A 22,606-nucleotide genomic window follows, 5' to 3' on the forward strand; every position below is an offset into this window, starting at 1 on the left:
TATGGATATTCGAAAACTGCAACGCGCGATCGTCGACGCCCTCGAAGACGTGAAAGCGCAAGACATCAAGGTGTTCAACACCAGCCACCTGACCGGACTGTTCGACCGCGTGATCGTCGCCTCGGGCACCTCCAACCGTCAGACCAAGGCGCTCGCTTCCAGCGTGCGCGAGAAGGTCAAGGAGAACGGCGGCGAGGTCATCAGCACGGAAGGTGAAGACGTCGGCGAATGGGTGCTGGTGGATTGCGGCGACGCCGTGGTGCACATCCTGCAACCGGCCCTGCGCCAGTACTACAATCTCGAAGAAATCTGGGGCGACAAGCCGGTGCGCATCAAGCTGACGAGCTCCAGCCCGTTCGGCGGCGCCCGCGCCAGCGAGCCGCTCGACGAAGACGAAGAGGACGACGAACCGGCCGCCAAGCCCGCACGCAAGACACCGGCACGCCGTCGTTAAGCGGGTCGATCCGCGCGTCGTTAAGCGCGCCGATCCGCAGGTGACAGGTTTGCCGTACGCAATGCCGACTCAACGCTCACGATTCCATCCGCGATTTCATCCGTCATGAAGCTGCACATCCTCGCCGTCGGCCACAAGATGCCCGACTGGATCGCCACCGGCTTCGACGAGTACGCGAAACGCATGCCGCCCGAGCTGCGTATCGAGCTGCGCGAGATCAAGCCCGAGCAGCGTTCCTCGGGACGCTCGGCGGAGAGCGTGATGGCAGCGGAGCGGCAGAGGATCGAAGCCGCGTTGCCGAAGAACGCGCGCATCGTCGCGCTCGACGAACGCGGCAAGGACTGGACCACGATGCAGCTCGCCGCCGCGCTGCCCGGCTGGCAACAGGACGGACGCGACGTCGCGTTCCTGATCGGCGGCGCGGACGGGCTCGATCCCGATCTCAAGGCGCGTGCCGACATGCTGCTGCGCGTCTCCAGCCTGACGCTGCCGCACGCCATGGTACGCGTGCTGCTCGCCGAACAGCTTTACCGCGCGTGGACCATCACGCAAAATCACCCCTATCACCGCGTGTGAGCGTACGACGACGCTGAAGGCCGAGCCGGGCTGAGGGTGAGGCTGAGGTCAGGCCAAGCGCCAGCGGCCGCTGGATGCAGCAACGCCTGCGACGTGTGCAGGCACCCTGCCGACACCCGGGTACGCGTTCCGTTCAGCGTCTCGCGTCTTGCGTAGACGGTGTCTGCGATCGTTGCGCTCGCACGCGATTTTCCCAATGTGCCCCTTGCTGTGCGCTTGATGTGCGTTTTTCGCGCGCATCGTTCGCACGCCTCCTTTCATGCAACACGCCTTACTGAGACCCTATATGGCTACGTCCGCTGCCGCGCTGCATCCGTTCGTCTACCTTGCGTCCCAAAGTCCGCGCCGTCAGGAACTGCTGCAGCAGTTAGGCGTGCGTTACGAGCTGCTGCTGCCGCGCCCGGATGAAGACGCCGAGGCGCTCGAAGCCGAGTTGCCCGGCGAACGGGCGCACGACTATGTGGTGCGCGTATGTCAGGCCAAGGCCGTGGCCGCGCACGCACGCCGCGTTGCCGGCGGCCATGCGCATGCGCCGATCCTCGTTGCGGACACAACCGTCACGATCGACGACGCGATTCTCGGCAAGCCCGTCGACGCCGACGATGCCGTGGCCATGCTCGCGCGTCTCGCCGGACGCGAGCATGAGGTGCTGACCGCGCTCGCCGTCGTCGACGCCGACGGCACGCTGCTGCCCGCGGCTTTGTCGGCCTCGCGCGTGCGTTTTGCTGCAGTGCAAGCCGACGCGCTGCGACGCTACGTGGCAAGCGGCGAGCCGTTCGGCAAGGCGGGCGCCTACGGCGTACAAGGGCGTGCGGCGGAGTTTATCGAGCGTATCGAGGGGTCCTATTCAGGTATCATGGGTTTGCCTCTTTTTGAAACCGCTGCACTCCTGCGTGCGGCGCGCATCGACTTCTAGAACAACACCATGAATGAAGAAATCCTGATCAATGTCACGCCGCAGGAAACGCGCGTCGCGCTGGTCCAGCAAGGCGCCGTCCAGGAACTTCACGTTGAACGCACCCTGTCGCGCGGACGCGTCGGCAACGTCTATCTCGGCAAAGTGGTTCGCGTGTTGCCCGGGATGCAATCCGCTTTCATCGATATCGGCCTCGAGCGCGCGGCGTTTCTGCACGTGGCCGACATCTGGCATCCGCGCATCGCGGGCGAGCCGCAGCATCAGGTCGCGCATCAGCCGATTGAGAAGATCGTCTTCGAAGGCCAGACGCTGATGGTCCAGGTGGTCAAGGATCCGATCGGCACCAAGGGCGCGCGCCTGTCCACCCAGGTCAGCATCGCCGGCCGCACGCTGGTCTATCTGCCGCAGGAACCGCACATCGGCATTTCGCAAAAGATCGAAAGCGAGGCCGAGCGCGAAGCGATTCGCGCGCGTCTGACTGCCGTGCTGCCCGCTGACGAGAAAGGCGGCTACATCGTGCGCACGATTGCCGAGGACGCCACCAGCGAGGAGCTGGCCGGCGACGTGGCGTATCTGCGCAAGACGTGGGCGACGATCCTCTCGCAAGGCCAGCGCATGCCGCCCACGAGCCTGCTGTATCAGGACCTGAATCTTGCCCAGCGCGTGCTGCGCGACTTCGTCAACGACGAGACTTCGCGCATCCAGGTCGACTCACGCGAGACCTTCCAGATGCTGTCCGATTTCGCGGCGGAGTTCACGCCGGCGGTGTCGTCGAAGCTGCATCACTATACGGGCGAACGACCGCTCTTCGACCTGTACAACATCGAAGCGGAAATTCAGCGAGCCTTGTCGCGGCGCGTCGATCTGAAGTCGGGCGGTTATCTCGTGATCGACCAGACCGAAGCCATGACGACCATCGACGTGAACACCGGCGGCTACGTCGGCGCACGCAACTTCGACGATACGATCTTCAAGACCAACCTCGAAGCCGCGCATACGATCGCGCGGCAATTGCGGCTGCGCAATCTGGGCGGCGTGATCATCATCGACTTCATCGACATGGAGAACACCGAGCATCGCGACCAGGTGCTCGGCGAGTTGAAGAAGGCGCTGTCGCGCGATCGCACGCGAGTCACCGTCAATGGCTTCTCGCAGCTTGGGCTGGTGGAGATGACACGCAAGCGCACCCGCGAGTCGCTCGCGCACGTGCTGTGCGAGCCTTGCCCGGTGTGCCAGGGCAAGGGGCAGGTGAAGACGCCGCGTACGGTGTGCTACGACGTGCTGCGCGAGATTCTGCGCGAGTCGCGCCAGTTCAATCCGCGCGAGTTCCGGGTGGTGGCCTCGCAGCAGGTGATCGATCTGTTTCTCGAGGAAGAATCGCAGCATTTGGCTATGCTGATCGATTTTATCGGCAAGCCGGTGTCGTTGCAGGTGGAGTCGAATCTGAGCCAGGAGCAGTACGATATTGTGCTGATGTGAGTCTGCAAGCTCATTCATCAAGGTTTTACGCATCTACCATACCTCCGATTCTCTCCTGGCTAATTATCGCGGCAGGGTGATCTCAGTCATCGCCTGTGCCGCCGATCACACCGAGCCCAGAAATAACGATTGGAAGACTTGCATCGTCAGACGCCACGTTTCGGTTTAGCATTCGATGATGGCTCACGACAAAGACAATGCTTTCTTCGCACGACTTATTACTCCGATGCTCGAGCAGTTGCGGCGCATTGCGCGTGGCACTCGTGGTGAGCACTCGATTGATGATCTAAAAGCCGAAGCATGGATAGCGGCTCACGACATTCAACACGAGGAAGGCATCGAGTTCGAGCCAGAGGACGATGGTTTTCAGCAAGCCATCCTATCGAAGTTACGAAAGACGTTCGGCAAGTTCGCAAACCGAAAAATGCGATTTGCATTGCAACTCGATCATGAGCAACCAGGCAATGACGGGGAGTTTCTTCCGAACAGCGTCGCAGCGAGCTTGGCAGGGCCGCAGAGCTATGAGCCGGAAGTTGCCTTGGAATTGGCAGAAGAGCGGGCTGTGCACGAACTCTGCTTGATCGAGCGATTTACCGAGGCTGTCGCCTACCTCCGCACATTCAGCCACTTTGATCACGACAAGCGCGCCATCGCGACGTATCTCGCAATCCCGATGAGCACCCTTGAGACTCGGCTCCGGTGCGCCGAGCGCATTGCAGCCAGTCAGCGGTCCATATTTGACCGTGTCGAGGTCGTGCCACTGGACTTTATGCCACGCCGCGGTCGTTTTCGGTCTGTGCCACGCCGGGTACCCACCAGTTGGCGGCTCGCATGTATCGCCCGTCGACCATTGCAGTTGCGCTTGCTCTCGCAATGGCCGGCCCTGTTCCGCGGTCGTGACTGATCAATGAAAAGCCCCGCTCGGGGCAGGGCTATGAGGGATCATCTCCCAAAGCGATTAGGGCGAGAATGTCGGCAAACGCCTGAACGTCCAGGACGCCTTCTGCGACGGCAACCATATCGTCTTCGAGTCGGGCGTTGCGCTCCACCGTGATGTCCTGCAGCTTCAGATAAGTCAGTGCAGCGACAAGAGCGGTGCGCTTATTGGCATCATTGAAGATATGGCCGCGAGCTATGGCCACCGCGTACATCGCAGCCGTCCCGAACACATCGTTCAAATGTGCATAGAGAGCCCAGTTGTCGACTCGTACGAGTGCACTTTCGAGTCCAGCGAATCCCGGACCCGCGAATCCACCCAGACCGGGTTCTTCCCGTAAGATTTCTTCGTGGATTTGAAGGACGAAAGCCGCGTCCAGCACAAGTTATCGCTTGGCGAGCGCTTTGATGACGTCTCGGTGCTCGCTGATGACTGCTCGAGCGGCTGCGATAACCGTGCGACGATCCGCTTCGGTGGTGACGCGGACGACATTCTTCGGAACAATCATCGGACGAGCGGAACCCGACACGGACTTCTTTGTGTCTTTGGTATTCACTGTGACTCTCCGGTGGTGGGTTTGGGGGTGTTGAGGCTACGTGTTTGACGGCATTGCGGCTCGAAAGTTGAGCCTCAAATTAGTCACAATTGCAAGTATTCTACCGTCCTTGTCGACCTTGTGTGCAGCGCGTCACTTTTCGACACTAAATTTCTACACCAATTTTAGCTATCAAAATCCACGACCCGTTTCGGTGTTGTAAGTCAGATGCCATCTTCCGGGACGATTTCAAGGCGTACCGTGCGACCGACCACCCAGTCTGGCAAAGGCTTCCGTTGCAACTGATTGCACCGCGGGTGGTCGAGGAGCATTTGACACAAAAAGTCTATAAATAGACTTTTTGGCAGAAAGATCCGCGCAGCAGCCGATCATCGCCGCCGCCACTCACCCCACCCGCCCCACCGGTGGAAAACGCTTCGCACTCCGACCAAACGACACGCGCCGAAACCGCTCCTTCTTATGCTCGTCTTCAAAGTGCGCGAGAGACGGCTTGACCAGATCGCTACGCGAGACGATACCGATCAGACGCAAGCTCTCCCGGTCCGCGACGACCGGCAGCCGTTCGAGACCATGGACCGCCAGCCGGGTGGCGACCAACCGGCACGTTTCCCCGGGTAACGCCACCACCGGCGCGCTGCCGCGCAACACATCCACAATGCGCGCGCCGGAGAACCGGCTGCCCTCATCGTTACGAACCCGTTCGAGCGCGGCGCGGTCCACCATACCGGCCACCGCCCCATCCGCCACCGCCGGATAAGCACGATGCGTCTGCGTAGCGCCAAAGAAAGTCGCCAGCGCATCGCGCACAGACAGATCAGCGTCGATGGTCTCCACAGAAGACGACATCACCTCGTTAACGTAGTGACGCTCGAGCGGATCGACACCGTACTCGCGGTAAATGTGATATCCACGCCGTGCGATCTTCTCCGTCATGATGGAGCGCCGCATGACGACGGTCGCGAAGCCATGCGCCACCAGCGTGGCGGCAAGCAGCGGCAACAAGGCGTTGCTATCGTGCGTCAGTCCAAAAGCAAAGACGATGGCCGTGAGCGGCGCGCCGAGGGTCGCGCCAAGCGTTGCGGCCATGCAGACAAGCGGCCACAGCGCCGGTTCGCCGCCGGGCAGCACGTGGCCCAGCACGGTTCCAAGCCCGGCCCCTAGCATGAGCAACGGCGCAAGCACCCCGCCCGAGGTCCCGGAGCCCAGCGCAACCACCCAGATAATGGCCTTCACAACCAGGATGGCGACGGCGATCTGCAACACGATGTGCTGGTGCAGCAGGTCGCCAATGCCGTCGTAGCCCACTCCGAGCGCACGCGGCTCGATAAATCCGCCAATCCCAACGACAAGACCGCCAATGGCGGGCCACCACATCCAGTGAATCGGCAGTTTGCCGAACAGATCTTCCGTCTTGTACAACGCAGCCGACAGCCCCGAAGCGAGCGCTCCGCTCAACAGACCGGCAATCACGCAGGAGACAAGCGACAGTGCATCGGGAGGCGCCGTTTCGAGCGGAAACAGCGGGCCTGTGCCGAAGAAGGCCGCACGCGCAAAACCGGCGACCGCGCAGGCCAACGCGACCGGCAGAAAACTGCGCGGCCGCCATTCGAAGAGCAACAACTCCACGGCCAGCAGCACGGCGGCCACGGGCGTACCGAACACGGCCGTCATGCCCGCTGCCGCCCCGGCGACCAGCAGCGTCTTGCGCTCAGCCGAGGTCACCTTCACGCACTGCGCAATCAACGAACCCAGCGCACCGCCGGTCATGATGATCGGGCCTTCTGCGCCGAACGGGCCGCCACTGCCAATCACGATGCCGGACGACAGCGGTTTGAGGATCGCAACTTTCGGCGACATGCGGCTCTTGCCGAACAGGATGGCTTCGATCGCTTCCGGAATGCCGTGTCCGCGGATTTTCTCCGAACCGTAGCGCGCCATGAGTCCCACGATCAGACCGCCCGCGACCGGCATCAGGATCACCCAGGCGCCGAGCGTGTTCTGCGCCGGCGACCGGTCCGCGAAAGACAGGATGCCGAAGAAAAACAGATTGGTGAACAGGTGAATCAGACCGAGCAGCACGAACGCCGCAAGCGTGCTGAGTGCGCCGATTCCGGCTGCGAGCACGGCAATCCCGGGAAGCCGCGCGTTGGACGAGAAGTCACGCTTGTGAGTGTCGTGCGTCATGATCAATCCACACCGATCTGGGGAACGTTGAAGGTGCCCTTGAGCGATTTCAATTCGGCACGATGCATTTCAGCGAGGCGGGAGAGCACCTGCTCGCCCGCCTTCAACAGATGAACCTCAACCTGACGGCGATCCGTCTCGCTGATCCTGCGCTCGACGAGATCGAGCGCCTCGCAGCGGGACACGAGTGCGACGACACCGTGGTGCTGCGCCTGAAGCCGTTCGGCAAGCTCGCCGACGGTCGCCCAATCACGCTCCGGATAACCCTTGATGTGCAGCAGCAACAGATACTGCAACGGCGTAATGCCTTCACCCTGGGCGGCCTGTTCGGAGAAGCGCTCAAAACGGCGCATCTGATAGCGAAACTCGGATAGCTGCTCAAAGTCCGCCTTTTTCAGGCCGCGAGCTAGGGTCTTCATCGGGATTCCGTCGAAAGGGGTACGGACGAACTATATCACGTTGTGATACTTATGTCCATATTCAGACGCGGTGGCAAGAGGCTGCAACTAGGCACCGTGCCCGTGACTCCCCTTCTCGCTATCCAGATGCGCCATCTGCGCAGCCGCATAGCGCTCACCCGCCGCAGCGCCCTCCGGCACCGCCTCAGCAATCGCAGCGAGGTCATCCTTGCTCAGTTGCACATCCGCCGCACCCAGCGCCTCCACCAAACGGTCGCGCCGGCGCGCGCCAACCAGCGGCACGATATCGCTGCCTTGCGCGGCGACCCAAGCTATCGCGATCTGTGCGACCGTCACGCCCTTCGCTTGCGCCACCTTGCGAAGCGCCTCGACCAGCGCGAGATTGTGGTCGACGTTCTCGCCCTGAAAGCGCGGGCTCACTGAACGGAAGTCGCCCTTCCCTGCAGACTCTTTAGTCCAGTGCCCCGAGATCAAACCGCGCGACAACACGCCATACGCCGTCACACCAATCCCCAGCTCGCGGCACGTCGGCAAGATCTCCGCTTCGATGCCTCGCGAAATCAGCGAATATTCGATCTGCAGATCGCTCACCGGATGCACCGCTGCCGCACGGCGGATCGTTGCCGCGCCCATCTCGGACAGGCCCACGTGCCGCACATAGCCGGCCTTGATCATGTCGGCGATCGCGCCTACGGTGTCTTCGATCGGTACGTTGGGATCCAGCCGCGCGGGACGGTAGATGTCGATATGATCGACGCCCAGGCGCTGCAACGAATACGCCAGAAAATTTTTCACCGCCGCCGGACGCGCATCGTTGAGCGACCAGCCACCGGCGGGATCGCGCATCGCGCCGAATTTCACGCTGATGATGGCCGAGTCGCGCCGCGACGGCGGCGCGCTTTTCAGCGCCTCGCCGATCAGTATTTCGTTGTGACCCGAGCCGTAGAAATCGCCGGTATCGAGCAGCGTCACGCCCGCTTCGAGCGCGGCGTGAATCGTGGCGATACTCTCGGCGCGGTCGGACGGACCATACATGCCCGACATGCCCATACAGCCCAGCCCCAGCGCCGAACTCTGCGGGCCAGTCTTACCCAGTTGAAGTTGCTTCATGCTAGTCCTCGGTAGGTGCGCCACATGGGCGGCGCTTGACCCGAAGTATCAGCCGATTTTCGGCGTGCGATAATCCCTCCCAATTCGAATGGCCTGTGCGGAAACTCGAACAATGCAGGAACCCGACCTCTCCGACCTGAAAGCCTTCGTCGCCGTGACGCAGGCGCGCGGGTTCCGCCATGCCGCCTCGACCCGCGGCGTCTCCGCCTCGTCGCTCAGCGAAGCGATTCGCCGGCTGGAACAGCAACTGGGCGTCAGGCTGCTCAACCGCACGACGCGCAGCGTCACGCCTACCGAAGCCGGCCAACGGCTTTACGAACGACTTGCGCCCGCGTTCGGCGAAATCGCCACCGCGCTCGACGCAGTCAACCTGTTCCGCGAGAGTCCCACCGGCACGCTGCGACTGAACGTGCCGTCGATTGCGGCACGCGAGATCCTGCCTGCCCTCATCTCGCGCTTCCTCGCCGCGCATCCGGGCATCACCGTGGATATCGGCAGTAACGACACCTTCATCGATATCCTCGCGGCGGGTTTCGACGCCGGTATCCGCTACGACGAGCGCCTCGAGCGGGACATGATCGCCGTGCCGATCGGCCCGCGCGTACAACGCTTCGTCGCCGCGGCCGCGCCGTCATACCTGGCGACACGCGGCACGCCGCGGCATCCGAGCGAACTGGTGAACCATGCATGCATCGGACACCGCTTCGACAGCGGTGTGCTGGCAACATGGGAATTCAGGCGCGGCGCTGAAGTGGTGCGAATCGAGGCGAACGGACCGCTAATCGCCTCGGTGATCGAACTGGAACGGGGCGCGGCAATCGCCGGACTCGGCATCATCTATTCGTTCGACGAGTTTCTGCGGCCCGCAATCGACAGCGGCCAACTCGTGCCGGTGCTCGAAGCATGGTGGCAATCGTTCAGCGGACCGTTCCTCTACTATCCCAGCCGCACGCATATGCCCGGCCCGCTGCGCGCCTTTGTGGACTTCATCCTGGAGAAGAACGGTTCGGAGTCCAAAGATACGACCTGAAGGCGCATGCAGTGCCATCGCGTCGGGCGGTGCAACTGCCCGATCTTCCATCAAGCGGCAGACGTCCGCAGCTTTGCGGCCAGCGCGAGAGCCTTCCCGTACCTAACCAGACAGGCAAGGGAAAGCGTTTTGTCAGGAAATCTTCCCAAGACCCTGAGACGCCTCGTTAAAAAAATTCTTCCCCGAGCGACGGATTCCGCTCTGCGATGACGTTAAAGGCAACAAAGGCGCGCGTGCGACTCAACGAGTCGGCGAGGCTTGCATTTCGCCGACATCCAGCCGGCTCGCCCGTCTGCATTCGCAACCTGTTCTCCGCATGAATCTGGAAGCCATGACTACTCGAATCCTTCTCGTTGACGACGACCTGGAACTACGCACGCTCCTGTGCGACTATCTGGGACGCCAGGGCATCGAGGTCTCGACGTTGCATGATGCAGGCACGCTGCAACAGCGGCTCGAACAAGCGCGTCCGGACGTGGTCGTCCTCGACGTCCTGATGCCGGGCGTGGACGGACTCACCGCGCTGGGGCGCTTGCGCACCTCGGGCGACGACATTCCCGTCATTCTGCTGACCGGCCGCTCCGACGACGTGGACCGGATCATCGGGCTCGAAATGGGCGCGGACGACTACATCAGCAAGCCGTTCAATCCGCGCGAACTGGTCGCACGCGTCGAGGCCATTCTGCGGCGCCGGCGCGCGGTGCCGTCGCCCGCTGCACCGGAACAGCGCAAGCCGTTCGCGTTCGGCCGCTTCAAGCTGGACTTCCAGTCGCGCACGCTAAGCGTCGACAACCGCACGCTGATCCTGTCCGCAACGGAATTCGCGTTGCTCAAGGTCTTCATCAATCATTCGATGCGCACATTGACCCGCGATCGCCTGATCGAACTCCTGTACGGCCCGGAGGGCGATCGCACCGATCGCGGCGTCGACGTGCAGGTCTGGCGTTTGCGGCAAGTACTCGAGGTCAATCCGTCCACGCCGCGACTGATCCAGACTGTGCGTGGCCGCGGCTACGTCTTCGTTCCGGACGGCGAACAACATGCCACGCAACAACCCGCCGTTTTCAGCTAAAGGTCTCGCAAGGCTTGCCGATACCCTAACTAGGGGACGCTAGCCAACCTTGCGATTGCTTCCCGAGAAAGCGCACGCCGTTGTGCCGTTTGATGGAAAGTCACCGCAACGCCAACCCAAACGCACGTACAGGCGCAGGCGCATCAATGAAGCCGGTCGCCCGGCACACTGCGTTGCGGCGCGCCGCGATAATGGTTTTCGAAGGTTTCGTGCATGCGCCTGAGCAGCGTGAGGTACGGCCGGCCCCGTTCGGTGCCGACCAGTTGCGCGGCTAAAGAATTCGTCTCGTCCCAGAGCCGTTCGAATTTTTCGCGTGCTACGGTAACGGGTAGCCGCGAGGCCATCAGGTCCGTGAAGTCCTTGTCGATTGCCTCAGGCGTACGAGCTGGCTTTGCCGTGGTATCGGGCATGGTGGGGTCACCAAACACGTTTCAGGTTGTCCGCGCCGTGGCTTCAACCACTGCGCTCGCGGAAGACGTTCGAACTTGCTGCAAGATCGGAAGAGCGGGACAACGCTTCGATTGAACGACGGTCAGAAGCGCATCCGGGCACCCAGACATTGTACTGTCACGGCAGTGCAAGACTGGCTCGGCAGAATCCCGGTCACAATGAAAATACAGGCAACGGGGCAAGAGCGTGACCAGTAAATATAAGGTGCTGTTTCTCTGTCGAGAGAACTCAGCACGCAGCATCATTGCGGAGGCGCTTTTGCGCGAGCTCGCGGGCCACCGCTTCGACGTCTTCAGCGCGGGCTCCGATCCGGCCGCACGGGTTCATGCGCTTGCCATCGCGCAACTGCGTCCCGGCATCTCCGACCTCGGCCTGCTCGCGCCCAAAAGCTGGCTCGAATTCACGGGTCAATGGGCGCCGCATATGGACCTGATCGTCGCGCTCGATGAACGCGTCGCCGAATACCATGCGCCGGAGTTCCCGGGCAAGCCGCTGTTCGTCCAATGGGATTTCGCCGATCCGCTCGCCGAAGGGATGACACTGGAAGAGCGCACCCGTTCGTTCGAAAAGGTCTTCTGGCAAATCGTGCGCCGGGTCACGCTATTCATGGAGCTGCCCCGCTACACGTCGCCTGTGGTCTTGAGCGCACCCAGCGCCGAGCCCGTCGCGCACGAGCGCGATATCGTCTGTCCAGGCTGAAGAACCGCGCGCACTGCACAAATTCAATCGTTTCATCCACTTGCGGTGTTTGCCCGCGAGTTGTCCACAGCCTTACAAACAAATTATGTGGACAACTCCGAGCGCGGAACGGCGGGATGGTACGGTCCATGCAGTAAGCGGGCGCTGCTCGAACGGCGCTAAACCGCCTGACCTGAACACACTCATGATGGTAGAAAATCAGCAAGCTCTGCACCGCCCTCGCGCGGCGGACGGACTATGCTACGGCCATCATGAAAGCCAATACCGAACGCGACTACCATCGACGGATCGCCCGTGTCATCGAGGCGATTCTCGCAGACCCAGGTGCGCCACATACGGTGGATAGCCTCGCCTCGCTCGCGCATCTCTCGCCGTATCACTTTCATCGCATCTACCGCGCCATCACGGGCGAAAGCATTGCCGAGACCGTGCAGCGCGTACGGCTCGCCCAGGCCGCCTATCGCCTGACGGTTGCAGGCGATTCGGTCACCACGATCGCGGGCCATGTGGGCTACGAGAGTCCACAAGCCTTCTCAAGAGCGTTTCGCGGCTTTACCGGTGTCAGTCCAAGCGCATTCCAGACACGCCAGAAACAACTCACCGCGCCGTTCGTCGAACTCGTCGAACTCGCGCCGCACGACGTTCTGTGCCTTCGCCACAACGGACCCACCGCCACCATCAGCCAGACCTTCAGGACGCTCTGGCAGACACTCGGTTCCGGTATGAAGTCCACCCAGGTCCAGGGCAAGATCGGCATCGTTTCAGGGGATCCCGAGGACGAACGGGGCGATTTCCGCTACCTCGCCGGCGTCGTTCTGGATGCGCCAGTCGAAACAACGGGTTCGCTTGAGGCGGTGCGGGTCGAAGGCGGGCTATACGCGGTCCACCGGCTCGTCGGTCCCTACGCGTTGATCGGATCCACGTTTGCGGCACTGTTCGGCGGCTGGCTGCCGCAAAGCGGCTACGAACCCGACGACCGGCCCGCACTCGAGTTTTATCGGAACCAGCCTGCCCCCGACGGGCAACACGAATGCATCACCGACCTCATGATTCCCATTCGAAAGGAGTGAGTATGCTGCGTCGTTACCTCGTTGCGGTTGCGGTCCTGGCTAGCTGTTACGCAGGCGCGGCGCTGGCCGCGGACGGCGACAGCGTGGCGCCCTATCACGTCGGCGCCGCCATGCGCGTCATTCATCCGCCCATCGCGCGCGATTGGCGCGGTGCGCAGACCAAAGCGCTCGTGACCAACATCTGGTATCCGGTCGACCCCACTGTTCCAGAGACGGCACATGATATCGGCGACCCCGGTCACGCCGTGTTTGAAGGACATCCGCGCGCAGTCGACGCGCCGCTCTCGCCCGCACACGCAACCTACCCGCTGCTTCTGCTGTCGCATGGAACCGGCGGCAGCGCCGCCAGTCTCGACTGGTTGGGCGCCGCGCTCGCCGCGCACGGCTATATCGTGGCCGGCGTGAATCATCCGGGCAATAACGCGCTGGAACCGGTGACCATCGACGGCTTCATCCTCTGGTGGGAGCGTGCCACCGACGTCAGTGAAGTGCTCGATAGCGTGCTCGCCGATCCGACGCTCGGCGCCCATATCGACACGAGCCGTATCGGTGCAGTGGGCTACTCGCTCGGCGGTTATACGGTGCTTGAGCTGGCAGGCGCGCGAACCGATCAGAAGCACTTCCTCGACTTCTGCGCCTCGTCCGCCGCCGACGCGATCTGCCACCCACCGGAGATGAAGCGTCTCCCAGGTGGCCCGCGTGTACCGGACCATTTGTCGGCGGAGACGACTGCCTCGATGGCGCGCTCGAGCGAGTCCTATCGCGACGAACGCATCAAGGCGGTGTTCGCCATCGCTCCCGCATTGGGCGAGGCATTCAATCAAGACTCCTTCATTGACGTTCACATTCCCGTGTCGCTGATGGCCGGCACGGAAGACAAGATCGCCCCCGTGCAAACCAACATCCACCGTATAGCCGGCTTGCTGCCCAATGCCACGGTTCAGATGGTTCCGGGCGCCGGGCATGAGACCTACCTCGATACCTGCTTGCCCGGCATGGGCGATCGCCTTCCCGCGACCTGTAACGACGGCCCCGGCGTCGACCGCGATGCCGTTCATGCACAGGCCGTCGAAGAGGCGCTCGCGTTCTTCAAGGACACGTTGCCGGTACAGACACAATAGCCCGGCTCCGTTTGAGCGAGCATTCGATCCGATCCTTCGCATGCCGAATGAACGATATGCCCCACGCGAGGCCTATCGTTCGGCGCGTGGTCAAGGCACGAGGCGGTCCGGGTCGCGTGGGACAAACGCCGCCTCCTTCACGTTCGAAAGCCCCAGCAACTTCGCGATCACCCGCTCGACACCCAGTCCGAATCCACCGTGCGGCGGACAGCCGTAGCGGAAGTTGTCGAGGTAGTGCGTGATGGAGTCCAGTTCGACGCCCTTCTCGACTGCCTGCCGACACAGCGCATCGTAACGATGCTCACGCACCGCACCGGTCGTGATCTCGATGCCCTTGAAGATCAGATCGAAGCTCTTCGTCACGCCCCGTTCCCGATCCCATGCGTGATAAAAGGGACGCTTGCCGATCGGGTAGTCGCTCACGAAGATCAGGTCGCAACCGAGCACCTTGTACAGCAGGCTTTCGCCCTCGTCCGGCAGGTCTTGCGCCGGCCCGAGACTCATGCCGTGGGCCGACAGAATCTCCTTGGCCTCGTTCAGGCTCAAGTGTCTGACGCTGGGGTCGAGCGGCAAGTCGACACCGAATAGCGCCTTGACCTCTCCCGCAAACGCTTCGAGTCCGGCAAAGGCATAACGCAGCATCTGCTCCTCGAATGCCATGACCTGTGCGGTTTCGAAGACCCAGGCGAATTCGACGTCGAGACCGGTGAACTCGGTCAAATGCCGGCTGCTCCGGCTCTCTTCCGCGCGAAACACGGGGCCGATCTCGAAGACGCCCTCCAGCCCGGAAGCAATCCCCATCTGCTTGTAGAACTGCGGCGACTGCGCAAGGAAGGCCTGCGTGTCGAAGTAGCTCACTCGAAACACCTGGGCGCCGCTTTCGCTGGCGTTGCCCATCAGCTTCGGCGTGTGCAGTTCCGTAAAGCCTCGCCCCAACGCGAACTCGCGGCACGCGAATTCAAACGCGCTCCGCAAGCGCAGCATCAGTTGCCATTTGGGCGCCTTCAGGTCCACGACGCGATAGTTGAAGCGAAGATCGACGCCGCTCGCCTCGGTGACCGGATACGGCTGCGCCTTGGAGAAGATCTCCACGGATCGCACCTGAACCTCCACACCGAACGTCTTGCTCTGCGCGGCGGCGACAACCGTGCCGGTGACTGCAAAGGTCGAACCCGCGAGCAGTTGTCCCACTTGCGCATGCTCCGCGACCGAGGTCTTGTCGACGACCAGTTGAAGCTTGCCGGTCGCGTCGTGCGCAAGCAGGAACTGGAGATTCTTCTGATCCCGCAGCACGTCCAGCGTCAGATACAGGGTGACCACTTCACCGATGTGCTGCTTCACGTCCTCGACTAACGTCCTCATGGTTTTCTGCCTTGATGAAAAGCGTGCGGAAATAAAAAAAGGCACTCAGTTGATGAGTGCCTTTGGCTTGACGGTGCTTATTTTTCAACAGACAAATAATCTCCTGTCACCCAAAGGCGACATATTATTATTGCGGTCGAGACGGCTAAAACGACACATGGTCTGGAGAAAAATAGTCAACGTACGGATCGGTTATCAGCGTGCCGGCATGCGTTGCAGATGCACCGGTCAAGCTAACGAGCGTCTAAGGTAACAAAGTTCCGGCGAAAGCGCAAAACTCCTGTTTATCCTGACGATGGCTTCGGCGACGGCCGGCCTGGCGTCGTCGGGTCACAGCAGCGCACACCCAACACAATGCATCACCAAGCAGGGGCAACACTCATGAGCGATCCCACCCGCGCCATTCACCACGCGGCCGCTGAAGGCTACACCACCACCGCCGACAACTATGTGCGAGGACGGCCCGACTATCCGCCTGGCGTCGCCGACTGGCTGCGCGATGCGCTGGGTTTGCGGGCCGGGCGCACGGCACTCGATCTCGGCGCGGGCACCGGCAAGTTCACGCCGCGTCTCGTGGCAACCGGCGCAAGCGTGATCGCCGTCGAACCGGTCGCACAGATGCGCGCCAAGCTGTCCGCCGCCTTACCGCAGGTTCGGGCACTCGCCGGCACGGCCGAGGCCATTCCCCTGCCCGACGCGTCCGTCGACGCCGTCGTCTGCGCCCAGGCCTTCCACTGGTTCGCCACGGCGAACGCGCTCGCCGAGATTCATCGTGTGCTGAAGCCGGGTGGCAAGCTCGGGCTCGTCTGGAACATGCGGGATGCGCGAGTGGGCTGGGTTGCGCAACTCGATCAGATCGTCAACCGCGTCGAAGGCGACACGCCGCGCTATTACACGGGGGCATGGAGAAAGGCGTTTCCGTTCGACGGTCTGGGGCCATTGCACGAGCAACATTTCTCGCACGGCCATACCGGCTCGCCTGAGGACGTGATCGTCATGCGGGTGCGTTCGACCAGTTTTGTCGCGGCGTTGCCCGAGGCGGAACGCGCGGAAATCGACGCACAGGTACGCGCCTTGATTGCGGCAACGCCCGAGCTCAACGGCAAGGAAGTAGTGACGGTTCCGTATGAAACCGCCGCGTTCTATACGGTGAAAGAGAACTGATCCATATCAGGAATCCGAAGCGTATTCGGTGGCGCGCACTGCGTGCGCGGCCACCTTGCCGCTGCCCGTGATCCGCGCGGTTCATCACCTGGTTCGCCGCTCAGTTCGCCGCCGTACGCATGGCCCGGTATTCGCGCCGCACGATATCCATCAACTCCGCCACCGATGTGCTGGCCGCTTCCTTCTCATAGGTGACGCGGCCGCGCTGCATCAGCATGACGCGATCCGCAATATCGAGCGTCTGCGCGTAGTTGTGCATGATCATGACGATCGACAAACCGCCCTTCTCTTTCAGACGCAGCACCAGGTCGATGATCAGGCCGGCTTCGCGCGCCCCCATGGCGGCCAACGGTTCGTCGAGCAGCAGGATCTTCGCATTCGAATTGACCGCGCGCGCCACGGCAATCGCCTGGCGCTGCCCGCCAGAAAGCTGCTCGACCGGCAGATCGACCGAAGGCACTCGCACCCCGATCTCTTCGAGGCATTCCGCAGCACGGGCGCGCATCGCCCGGTTATTCAGCAGGCGGAACGGACCCGGATGAATGATCTCGCGGTTCAAAAACATGTTGTGATAGATGCTCAGCGAATTCGCCAGCGCCAGGTCCTGATAGACGCATTCGATGCCAAGCGAGCGCGCGTGATCGACCGAGCGCAGCAGCGTCTCCTCGCCGCCTATAAAGAGCTTGCCGCTGGTCTGCTGATGAAAGCCGGTGAGGATCTTGATCAGCGTCGATTTGCCCGCGCCGTTATCGCCCAGCACGCCGAGAATTTCTCCCTGCTTGAGCGTCAACGACACGCCATCGAGCGCGGTCACCGCACCGAAGCGTTTGACGATCTCTTCGCCGCGCAGCGCATACGCCACCTCGGACATCACGACTCTCCCTTACTTGCGCGCGAGACGCACGACGTGGATGTTGAAGATCATCGCCGCCAGAATCGCCGCGCCGAGAATCATGTTGAAGGTGAACGCGTTAATGCCGATCAACGTAAAGCCGTCGTTCAGAATGCCCAGCACCGCTGCGCCGATCAGGCCGCCGATGATCGTGCCCGACCCGCCCGCGAGCGGCGTCCCGCCGATCACGGCTGCCGCCACCGCGAGAAACATGATCTGGTTGCCGCCGGCTTGCGGATCGATCGACGTAATGCGAAAGCCTTCGAGAATTCCGGTAAAGCCCGCCAGCACCGCCGCGATGATGAAGTTGCCGAGCTTCAGCCGCCTCACGTTGATACCCGCTTCGCTCGAACCCAAAGGATTCGCCCCGGACGCGATCGTATGCAGGCCCCAACGCGTGTTCCGCAACAGCACGTGCATGACCACGGCGATCGCGATGGTCCAGATGATCTCGCTATACCCCCAGGCGCCCATGAAGGCGGCGAAAGCATTGTCCCCCGGCGTGGATACCGGAGTGCCGCGCGAGATGGTCAACGTGAGACCGTTGATGAAGAACAGCGTGCCAAGCGTCGTCACGAACGAGGGAATTCGCAGGTAGACCGTCACTGCGCCATTGATCAACCCCACCACGCCCGCCGCCGCCACGCCCGCGATCAGCGCGATCCAGGTCGGCGCGCCCGCCTCGTTCGCAAAGTGCATGATGAACGGCGCAAACGCGAACACCATGCCGGCGGAGAGATCGATCTCGCCGCCGATCATCAGCATGATTTCGCCGCACGCGATGATCGCCACCGGTGCGATGAACTGCGAGAGGTTTTCGAGGCTGGCGCTGGTCAGCAGAAAATCGTGATTGGCGATTTCGAAGTAGGCGGCCAGAATCAGCGCGACCGCCAGAATGCGAATCTCACTGGAACGTCCGATCGCGCCAGGCCAGCGCCTGACGCGATCGCTGGATTTCGTCGTATCCGTCACCGATGACATTACGACTTGATCCCACCGCTACGCGGCACGATCTGCGACTTCGTGCTCTTGCCTTCGTAACGCGTTTCGGTGTTCAGGTACGGATCGACCGTGCCCTTGGTGACGAACTTCAGGCCGGAGTTGACGTTGGCCGGTCCCACCAGGCCACCCGAGGCGAGGAACGTGAACGCTTCCACCACGGTATAAAAGCCTTGCACGTAGGGCTGCTGATCGATCGTGAAGTCGAGGAAGCCGTCGTGAATCAATTGAACCGTGCGCGGCAACAAGTCGAAGCCGCCGCCATGCACACCCTTGGCCGGCAGATTCGATTCCTTCATCACCTCGGCCACGCCTTGCGTGCTGCCCGCGTCGACCGCGAACATGCCTTTCACATCCTGATGCCCGAGATAGAACGACTTGATCTTCGAGAGCTCTTCGTTGACGGTAGCGCCCGTAGCAATCGTCTGGATATCGATCTTCTTGCCGGACTTCTTGATCGCATCCGACGCGCCGTCCAGCCGCGGCTGGATGTTGAGCTGCCCCGGCGTGGCGATAAAGAGTGCGACGGTCCCGCTGTCGACCAGACTGACAATGCGCTCGCCCATCTGATAGCCCGACAGGTACAGGTCCTGGCCGATGTACGCGAGCCGCGGGTTGCTGCTGCCGCGCGGCGCATCGGCGTTATAGGCGAACACCGGAATGCCGGCGTCCAGCGCTTTCTGGATCGGCCCATCGAACGCCTTGGGATCGACGATCGGCACGGCAATCGCATCGGCCTTGGCGGCAATCGCGGCGTTCAGCGCATTGACCATCTCGCCGACGTCGGCGTTCGCGGAACCCGTCCACTGGTAATCCATGCCCAGCAATGCACAGGCATCCTCAATACCGTATTGGGTCGGCACAAAGAAGGGATTGGTCGTCACGTGGTTGACGAAAACGATCTTCCACTTCTTGTGCGAGGGGAACGGCGCTGCATCGGCTGCGAATGCCGGCGTCGATACACCGCCTAGCATGGCCATCGCCGCAGCGAGGCCCGCGCCTTGCAGCAAACCGCGCCGCATGCCCTGCACTTCACCCCGTCCTTCGTCCTGCTTGTCTTCCCGTTCCTCGGCCATGTCACTCTCCCGTCGCTCAGTTGTTCGAACTCACTGCTCATGACGGCACAGGCCGGGAAAGCGCCGTTGCCGGGCATTACCGCGTCGACGGAGGCGCCTGCTCACATGCACGCGCCTCCGCATGACAATCCACCAAAAATGCTATATCAGGCACCTACGCCGAATAATCGATGTATACCCTTAACTAGTCGGACTATTTCTTGCGCTATGACTTTGAAGTCAGCGGGATTGTTCAGTTGACCTTGCAGATTGGGCGCGCCGCGTGGCGAACACATGACAGGTCGTAAGCATTTCGCGCGCACCATCCACCGTCTTGCAATGCAACAAAGTGACGAAGCGCGGGTGGCCCGCTGGCGGAGCGCTTGAACCTGCCGCACTCCCTTGTCTATATCGGCGCTCCACCTGGCGCGAATAGTATTACTATCGTCAAAGTCTAAGGAGACAGCCCCATGAAGGACGCCAAACGCCCGCTACGCTCGGCCCAATGGTTCGGCACCGCCGACAAGAACGGCTTCATGTACCGCAGCTGGATGAAGAATCAGGGCATTCCTGATCACGAGTTCCAGGGCAAGCCGATCATCGGCATCTGCAATACCTGGTCGGAGCTGACGCCGTGCAATGCGCACTTCCGCAAGATCGCGGAGCACGTCAAGCGCGGGGTGTTCGAAGCGGGCGGCTTCCCCGTCGAATTCCCGGTGTTTTCCAGCGGCGAATCGAACCTGCGCCCCACCGCCATGTTCACGCGCAATCTCGCGAGCATGGATGTGGAGGAGTCGATCCGCGGCAATCCGATCGACGCGGTGGTCCTGCTCGTCGGTTGCGACAAGACGACGCCGGCGCTTCTGATGGGTGCGGCGAGCTGCGACGTACCCGCCATCGCGGTGAGCGGCGGCCCCATGCTCAACGGCAAGCATCAAGGCCGCGACATCGGCTCGGGCACCGTTGTCTGGCAGCTCAGCGAGCAGGTGAAGGCGGGCAAGATCTCGCTGCATGAATTCATGTCTGCCGAAGCGGGCATGTCGCGCTCCGCGGGTACTTGCAACACCATGGGCACCGCCTCGACGATGGCGTGCATGGCCGAAGCGCTCGGCGTCACGCTGCCGCACAACGCAGCGATTCCCGCGGTCGACTCGCGCCGCTACGTCCTCGCGCATATGTCGGGCATGCGCATCGTCGAGATGACGCTTGAAGACCTGCGACTGTCGAAGCTGCTGACGCGCGAGGCCTTCGAAAACGCGATCCGTGTGAACGCGGCAATCGGCGGCTCGACGAATGCCGCGATCCACCTCAAGGCGATCGCCGGACGCATTGGCGTGAACCTCGAACTCGACGACTGGACGCGCATAGGCCGCGGCACGCCCACGCTGGTCGATCTGCAGCCGTCGGGCCGCTTCCTGATGGAAGAGTTCTATTACGCGGGCGGCTTGCCGGCCGTCATCCGGCGCCTCGGCGAGGCCGCGCTGCTGCCGCACCCCGCAGCACTGACCGCTAACGGCAACACGCTCTGGGACAACTGCAAGGACGCACCGCTCTTTAACGACGAAGTGATTCGTCCGCTCGACAAACCGCTCGTCGCCGACGGCGGACTCTGCGTGCTGCGCGGCAATCTCGCGCCGAACGGCGCGGTGCTCAAGCCATCCGCATCGACGCCTGAATTGCTCAAGCATCGCGGCCGCGCCGTCGTGTTCGAAAGCTTCGAAGACTACAAGGCACGCATCGCCGACCCGGATCTCGACGTGACAGCCAACTCCATCCTCGTGCTAAAGAACTGCGGTCCCAAGGGTTACCCCGGCATGGCCGAAGTCGGCAACATGGGGCTGCCGCCCAAACTGCTGGCGCAAGGCGTCACGGATATGGTGCGCCTGTCCGATGCGCGCATGAGCGGCACGGCTTACGGCACGGTGGTATTGCACATCGCGCCCGAGGCACGCGCCGGCGGTCCGCTCGCGGTGGTCCGCGACGGCGACTGGATCGAGATGGACTGCCACGGCGGACGACTGCATCTGGACATCAGCGAAGCCGAACTGGCCGCACGGCTCGCCGCATGGAAGCAGACGCGGCAAGCGGTGCCGGCCGATGCGAGCGGCTATCGCAATCTGTATGTCGAACACGTGTTGCAGGCGGACCAGGGCTGCGATTTCGACTTCCTGGTGGGCTGCCGCGGCGCAGAGGTGCCGCGTCATTCGCACTGACTGGCGCGCACCTTCGCGAAGGCGCCGCCGCCCGCTCAACTCAGGCCGGATGACTGCGCACGACTTCGAGAATGCTCTCGGCGTCGGCGCTCGCGTTTTCGAGCTGAACGAGGCTAGCCTGGCGCGCACCGAGCGCGTCGCGACTCTGGATCGCCGTGAGGATGGCCTTGTGACGCGGTAAAGACAGCGCATGCGTGTCCGGATGACGGCTCGTCAGCTTGATCGACTCCGACAGCGCGAGGGACAGCATATTGCCGATATGCGCGAGCAGATCGTTGTGCGTGGCCGCCATGATGGCGCGATGAAACTCGAGGTCCGGCTCGAGCAGTGCGCTGGCGGTGGGCGCGTGTGCCATGCGCTCGTAAGCGGAGGCGATGCGAGCCAGATCTTCGCTGGTCGCCGCAGTCGCGGCGAGCGCGGCCGCGGCAGGCTCGATCACGCGGCGCACCGTCAGCAGCGAGCGGAAAAATTCGCCTTCCGGCACGCTGCTGAGCGTCCAGTACAGCACGTCGGGGTCGAGCATGTGCCAATCTTCGCGTGGCTTCACGACGCTGCCCACGCGCGGCTTCGACACCACCAGCCCCTTCGCGACCAGTACGCGCGTCGCTTCGCGCAGCACCGGGCGGCTCACGCCATAGCGTTCGCACAGATCGGTTTCGGCAGGCAGGCGCTGGCCTGGCTGAACCTTGCCGCTGACGATATCCATGCCGAGTTCCTGCACGATACGTCCATGCAGGCTCTTGCGTTGTTGCAGATGACGATAATCCATATGAAGAGATCGCGGACTGTGCACGCTTCAGTCGTGACGCGACCGATTGAGCGCTTGAGAAAACTCCTGCCCCGTTGCC

The 22,606-nt window shown here is 62.3% G+C and carries 23 protein-coding genes; 12 read left to right on the forward strand and 11 right to left on the reverse strand.

Going from position 1 to position 22,606, the window contains the following annotated elements:
* The first annotated feature begins 1 nt into the window (after position 1).
* The 5 genes from rsfS to P3T42_RS19915 all read left to right on the forward strand — a co-directional run bounded on the left by rsfS (position 2) and on the right by P3T42_RS19915 (position 4,329).
* The gene (rsfS, locus tag P3T42_RS19895; RefSeq protein WP_074301913.1) at positions 2-454 is read left to right on the forward strand and encodes a ribosome silencing factor; all 453 of its coding nucleotides are present in this window, start codon (positions 2-4) and stop codon (positions 452-454) included.
* A 105-nt stretch (positions 455-559) separates the two neighbouring features.
* On the forward strand, positions 560-1,030 hold the full coding sequence (rlmH, locus tag P3T42_RS19900) for a 23S rRNA (pseudouridine(1915)-N(3))-methyltransferase RlmH (RefSeq protein ID WP_429307008.1): 471 nt from the start codon (positions 560-562) through the stop codon (positions 1,028-1,030).
* Positions 1,031-1,316: 286 nt separating this feature from the next.
* Positions 1,317-1,946: a Maf family protein gene (locus tag P3T42_RS19905; protein WP_429307009.1), complete on the forward strand. Its 630-nt coding sequence runs from the start codon at positions 1,317-1,319 to the stop codon at positions 1,944-1,946.
* Positions 1,947-1,955: 9 nt separating this feature from the next.
* Complete coding sequence (gene rng / locus P3T42_RS19910) at positions 1,956-3,425, forward strand: ribonuclease G (RefSeq protein WP_074301916.1); 1,470 nt, start codon at positions 1,956-1,958, stop codon at positions 3,423-3,425.
* 175 nt (positions 3,426-3,600) lie between these two features.
* Positions 3,601-4,329: a hypothetical protein gene (locus P3T42_RS19915; protein ID WP_429307010.1), complete on the forward strand. Its 729-nt coding sequence runs from the start codon at positions 3,601-3,603 to the stop codon at positions 4,327-4,329.
* Positions 4,330-4,357: 28 nt separating this feature from the next.
* Here P3T42_RS19915 and P3T42_RS19920 read toward each other — a convergent pair whose 3' ends face one another.
* From P3T42_RS19920 to P3T42_RS19940, 5 genes are all read right to left on the reverse strand, one after another.
* Entirely contained in the window at positions 4,358-4,744 is a 387-nt protein-coding gene (locus P3T42_RS19920; RefSeq protein ID WP_074301917.1) for a type II toxin-antitoxin system death-on-curing family toxin, read from the reverse strand.
* 3 nt (positions 4,745-4,747) lie between these two features.
* A complete protein-coding gene (locus P3T42_RS19925) occupies positions 4,748-4,918 on the reverse strand; it encodes a hypothetical protein (protein WP_181919995.1) in 171 nt (56 codons plus the stop codon).
* 384 nt (positions 4,919-5,302) lie between these two features.
* Complete coding sequence (locus tag P3T42_RS19930) at positions 5,303-7,102, reverse strand: chloride channel protein (RefSeq protein ID WP_429307011.1); 1,800 nt, start codon at positions 7,100-7,102, stop codon at positions 5,303-5,305.
* 2 nt (positions 7,103-7,104) lie between these two features.
* Complete coding sequence (locus P3T42_RS19935) at positions 7,105-7,521, reverse strand: MarR family winged helix-turn-helix transcriptional regulator (protein ID WP_074301919.1); 417 nt, start codon at positions 7,519-7,521, stop codon at positions 7,105-7,107.
* An 87-nt stretch (positions 7,522-7,608) separates the two neighbouring features.
* A complete protein-coding gene (locus tag P3T42_RS19940; protein ID WP_074301920.1) occupies positions 7,609-8,631 on the reverse strand; it encodes an aldo/keto reductase in 1,023 nt (340 codons plus the stop codon).
* Positions 8,632-8,743: 112 nt separating this feature from the next.
* Between P3T42_RS19940 and P3T42_RS19945 the strand changes: the two genes are divergently transcribed.
* Positions 8,744-9,661, forward strand: a complete 918-nt coding sequence (locus P3T42_RS19945; protein ID WP_429307012.1) for a LysR family transcriptional regulator — start codon at positions 8,744-8,746, stop codon at positions 9,659-9,661.
* A gap of 331 nt (positions 9,662-9,992) precedes the next feature.
* Positions 9,993-10,733, forward strand: a complete 741-nt coding sequence (locus P3T42_RS19950) for a response regulator (protein WP_429307013.1) — start codon at positions 9,993-9,995, stop codon at positions 10,731-10,733.
* Between the two features lie 143 nt (positions 10,734-10,876).
* On the opposite strand, the gene P3T42_RS19955 is transcribed toward P3T42_RS19950, so the two are convergent.
* The gene (locus P3T42_RS19955) at positions 10,877-11,143 is read right to left on the reverse strand and encodes a hypothetical protein (protein WP_074301922.1); all 267 of its coding nucleotides are present in this window, start codon (positions 11,141-11,143) and stop codon (positions 10,877-10,879) included.
* Between the two features lie 226 nt (positions 11,144-11,369).
* Between P3T42_RS19955 and P3T42_RS19960 the strand changes: the two genes are divergently transcribed.
* From P3T42_RS19960 to P3T42_RS19970, 3 genes are all read left to right on the forward strand, one after another.
* On the forward strand, positions 11,370-11,882 hold the full coding sequence (locus P3T42_RS19960) for an arsenate reductase ArsC (RefSeq protein ID WP_429307014.1): 513 nt from the start codon (positions 11,370-11,372) through the stop codon (positions 11,880-11,882).
* 251 nt (positions 11,883-12,133) lie between these two features.
* Positions 12,134-12,952, forward strand: a complete 819-nt coding sequence (locus P3T42_RS19965) for an AraC family transcriptional regulator (protein WP_429307015.1) — start codon at positions 12,134-12,136, stop codon at positions 12,950-12,952.
* A 2-nt stretch (positions 12,953-12,954) separates the two neighbouring features.
* On the forward strand, positions 12,955-14,073 hold the full coding sequence (locus P3T42_RS19970) for an alpha/beta hydrolase family protein (protein ID WP_429307016.1): 1,119 nt from the start codon (positions 12,955-12,957) through the stop codon (positions 14,071-14,073).
* A 90-nt stretch (positions 14,074-14,163) separates the two neighbouring features.
* Here the strand turns inward: P3T42_RS19970 and aspS are convergent, their stop codons facing one another.
* A complete protein-coding gene (aspS, locus tag P3T42_RS19975) occupies positions 14,164-15,435 on the reverse strand; it encodes an aspartate--tRNA(Asn) ligase (RefSeq protein WP_429307017.1) in 1,272 nt (423 codons plus the stop codon).
* A gap of 381 nt (positions 15,436-15,816) precedes the next feature.
* Between aspS and P3T42_RS19980 the strand changes: the two genes are divergently transcribed.
* Positions 15,817-16,599, forward strand: coding sequence for a class I SAM-dependent methyltransferase (locus P3T42_RS19980; RefSeq protein ID WP_429307018.1), 783 nt, complete (start codon positions 15,817-15,819; stop codon positions 16,597-16,599).
* A gap of 100 nt (positions 16,600-16,699) precedes the next feature.
* On the opposite strand, the gene P3T42_RS19985 is transcribed toward P3T42_RS19980, so the two are convergent.
* From P3T42_RS19985 to P3T42_RS19995, 3 genes are read right to left on the reverse strand one after another with little or no spacing between them, the layout of a single operon-like run.
* Entirely contained in the window at positions 16,700-17,470 is a 771-nt protein-coding gene (locus P3T42_RS19985) for an ATP-binding cassette domain-containing protein (RefSeq protein ID WP_074301928.1), read from the reverse strand.
* Between the two features lie 12 nt (positions 17,471-17,482).
* A complete protein-coding gene (locus P3T42_RS19990; protein WP_074301929.1) occupies positions 17,483-18,472 on the reverse strand; it encodes an ABC transporter permease in 990 nt (329 codons plus the stop codon).
* Complete coding sequence (locus P3T42_RS19995) at positions 18,472-19,566, reverse strand: sugar ABC transporter substrate-binding protein (protein WP_429307019.1); 1,095 nt, start codon at positions 19,564-19,566, stop codon at positions 18,472-18,474. The genes P3T42_RS19990 and P3T42_RS19995 overlap by 1 nt, the downstream gene beginning before the upstream one ends.
* A 449-nt stretch (positions 19,567-20,015) precedes the next feature.
* Here P3T42_RS19995 and P3T42_RS20000 point away from each other — a divergent pair, with 449 nt between their 5' ends.
* Positions 20,016-21,758 carry an IlvD/Edd family dehydratase gene (locus P3T42_RS20000; protein WP_429307020.1) on the forward strand — a complete coding sequence of 581 codons (1,743 nt, stop codon included), beginning with the start codon at positions 20,016-20,018 and terminating at the stop codon, positions 21,756-21,758.
* A gap of 40 nt (positions 21,759-21,798) precedes the next feature.
* Here the strand turns inward: P3T42_RS20000 and P3T42_RS20005 are convergent, their stop codons facing one another.
* Complete coding sequence (locus tag P3T42_RS20005) at positions 21,799-22,527, reverse strand: FadR/GntR family transcriptional regulator (RefSeq protein WP_074301932.1); 729 nt, start codon at positions 22,525-22,527, stop codon at positions 21,799-21,801.
* Positions 22,528-22,606: the final 79 nt, after the last annotated feature.

Source organism: Paraburkholderia sp. GAS38 (genome assembly GCF_050434965.1).
GTDB lineage: Bacteria > Pseudomonadota > Gammaproteobacteria > Burkholderiales > Burkholderiaceae > Paraburkholderia > Paraburkholderia phenazinium_A.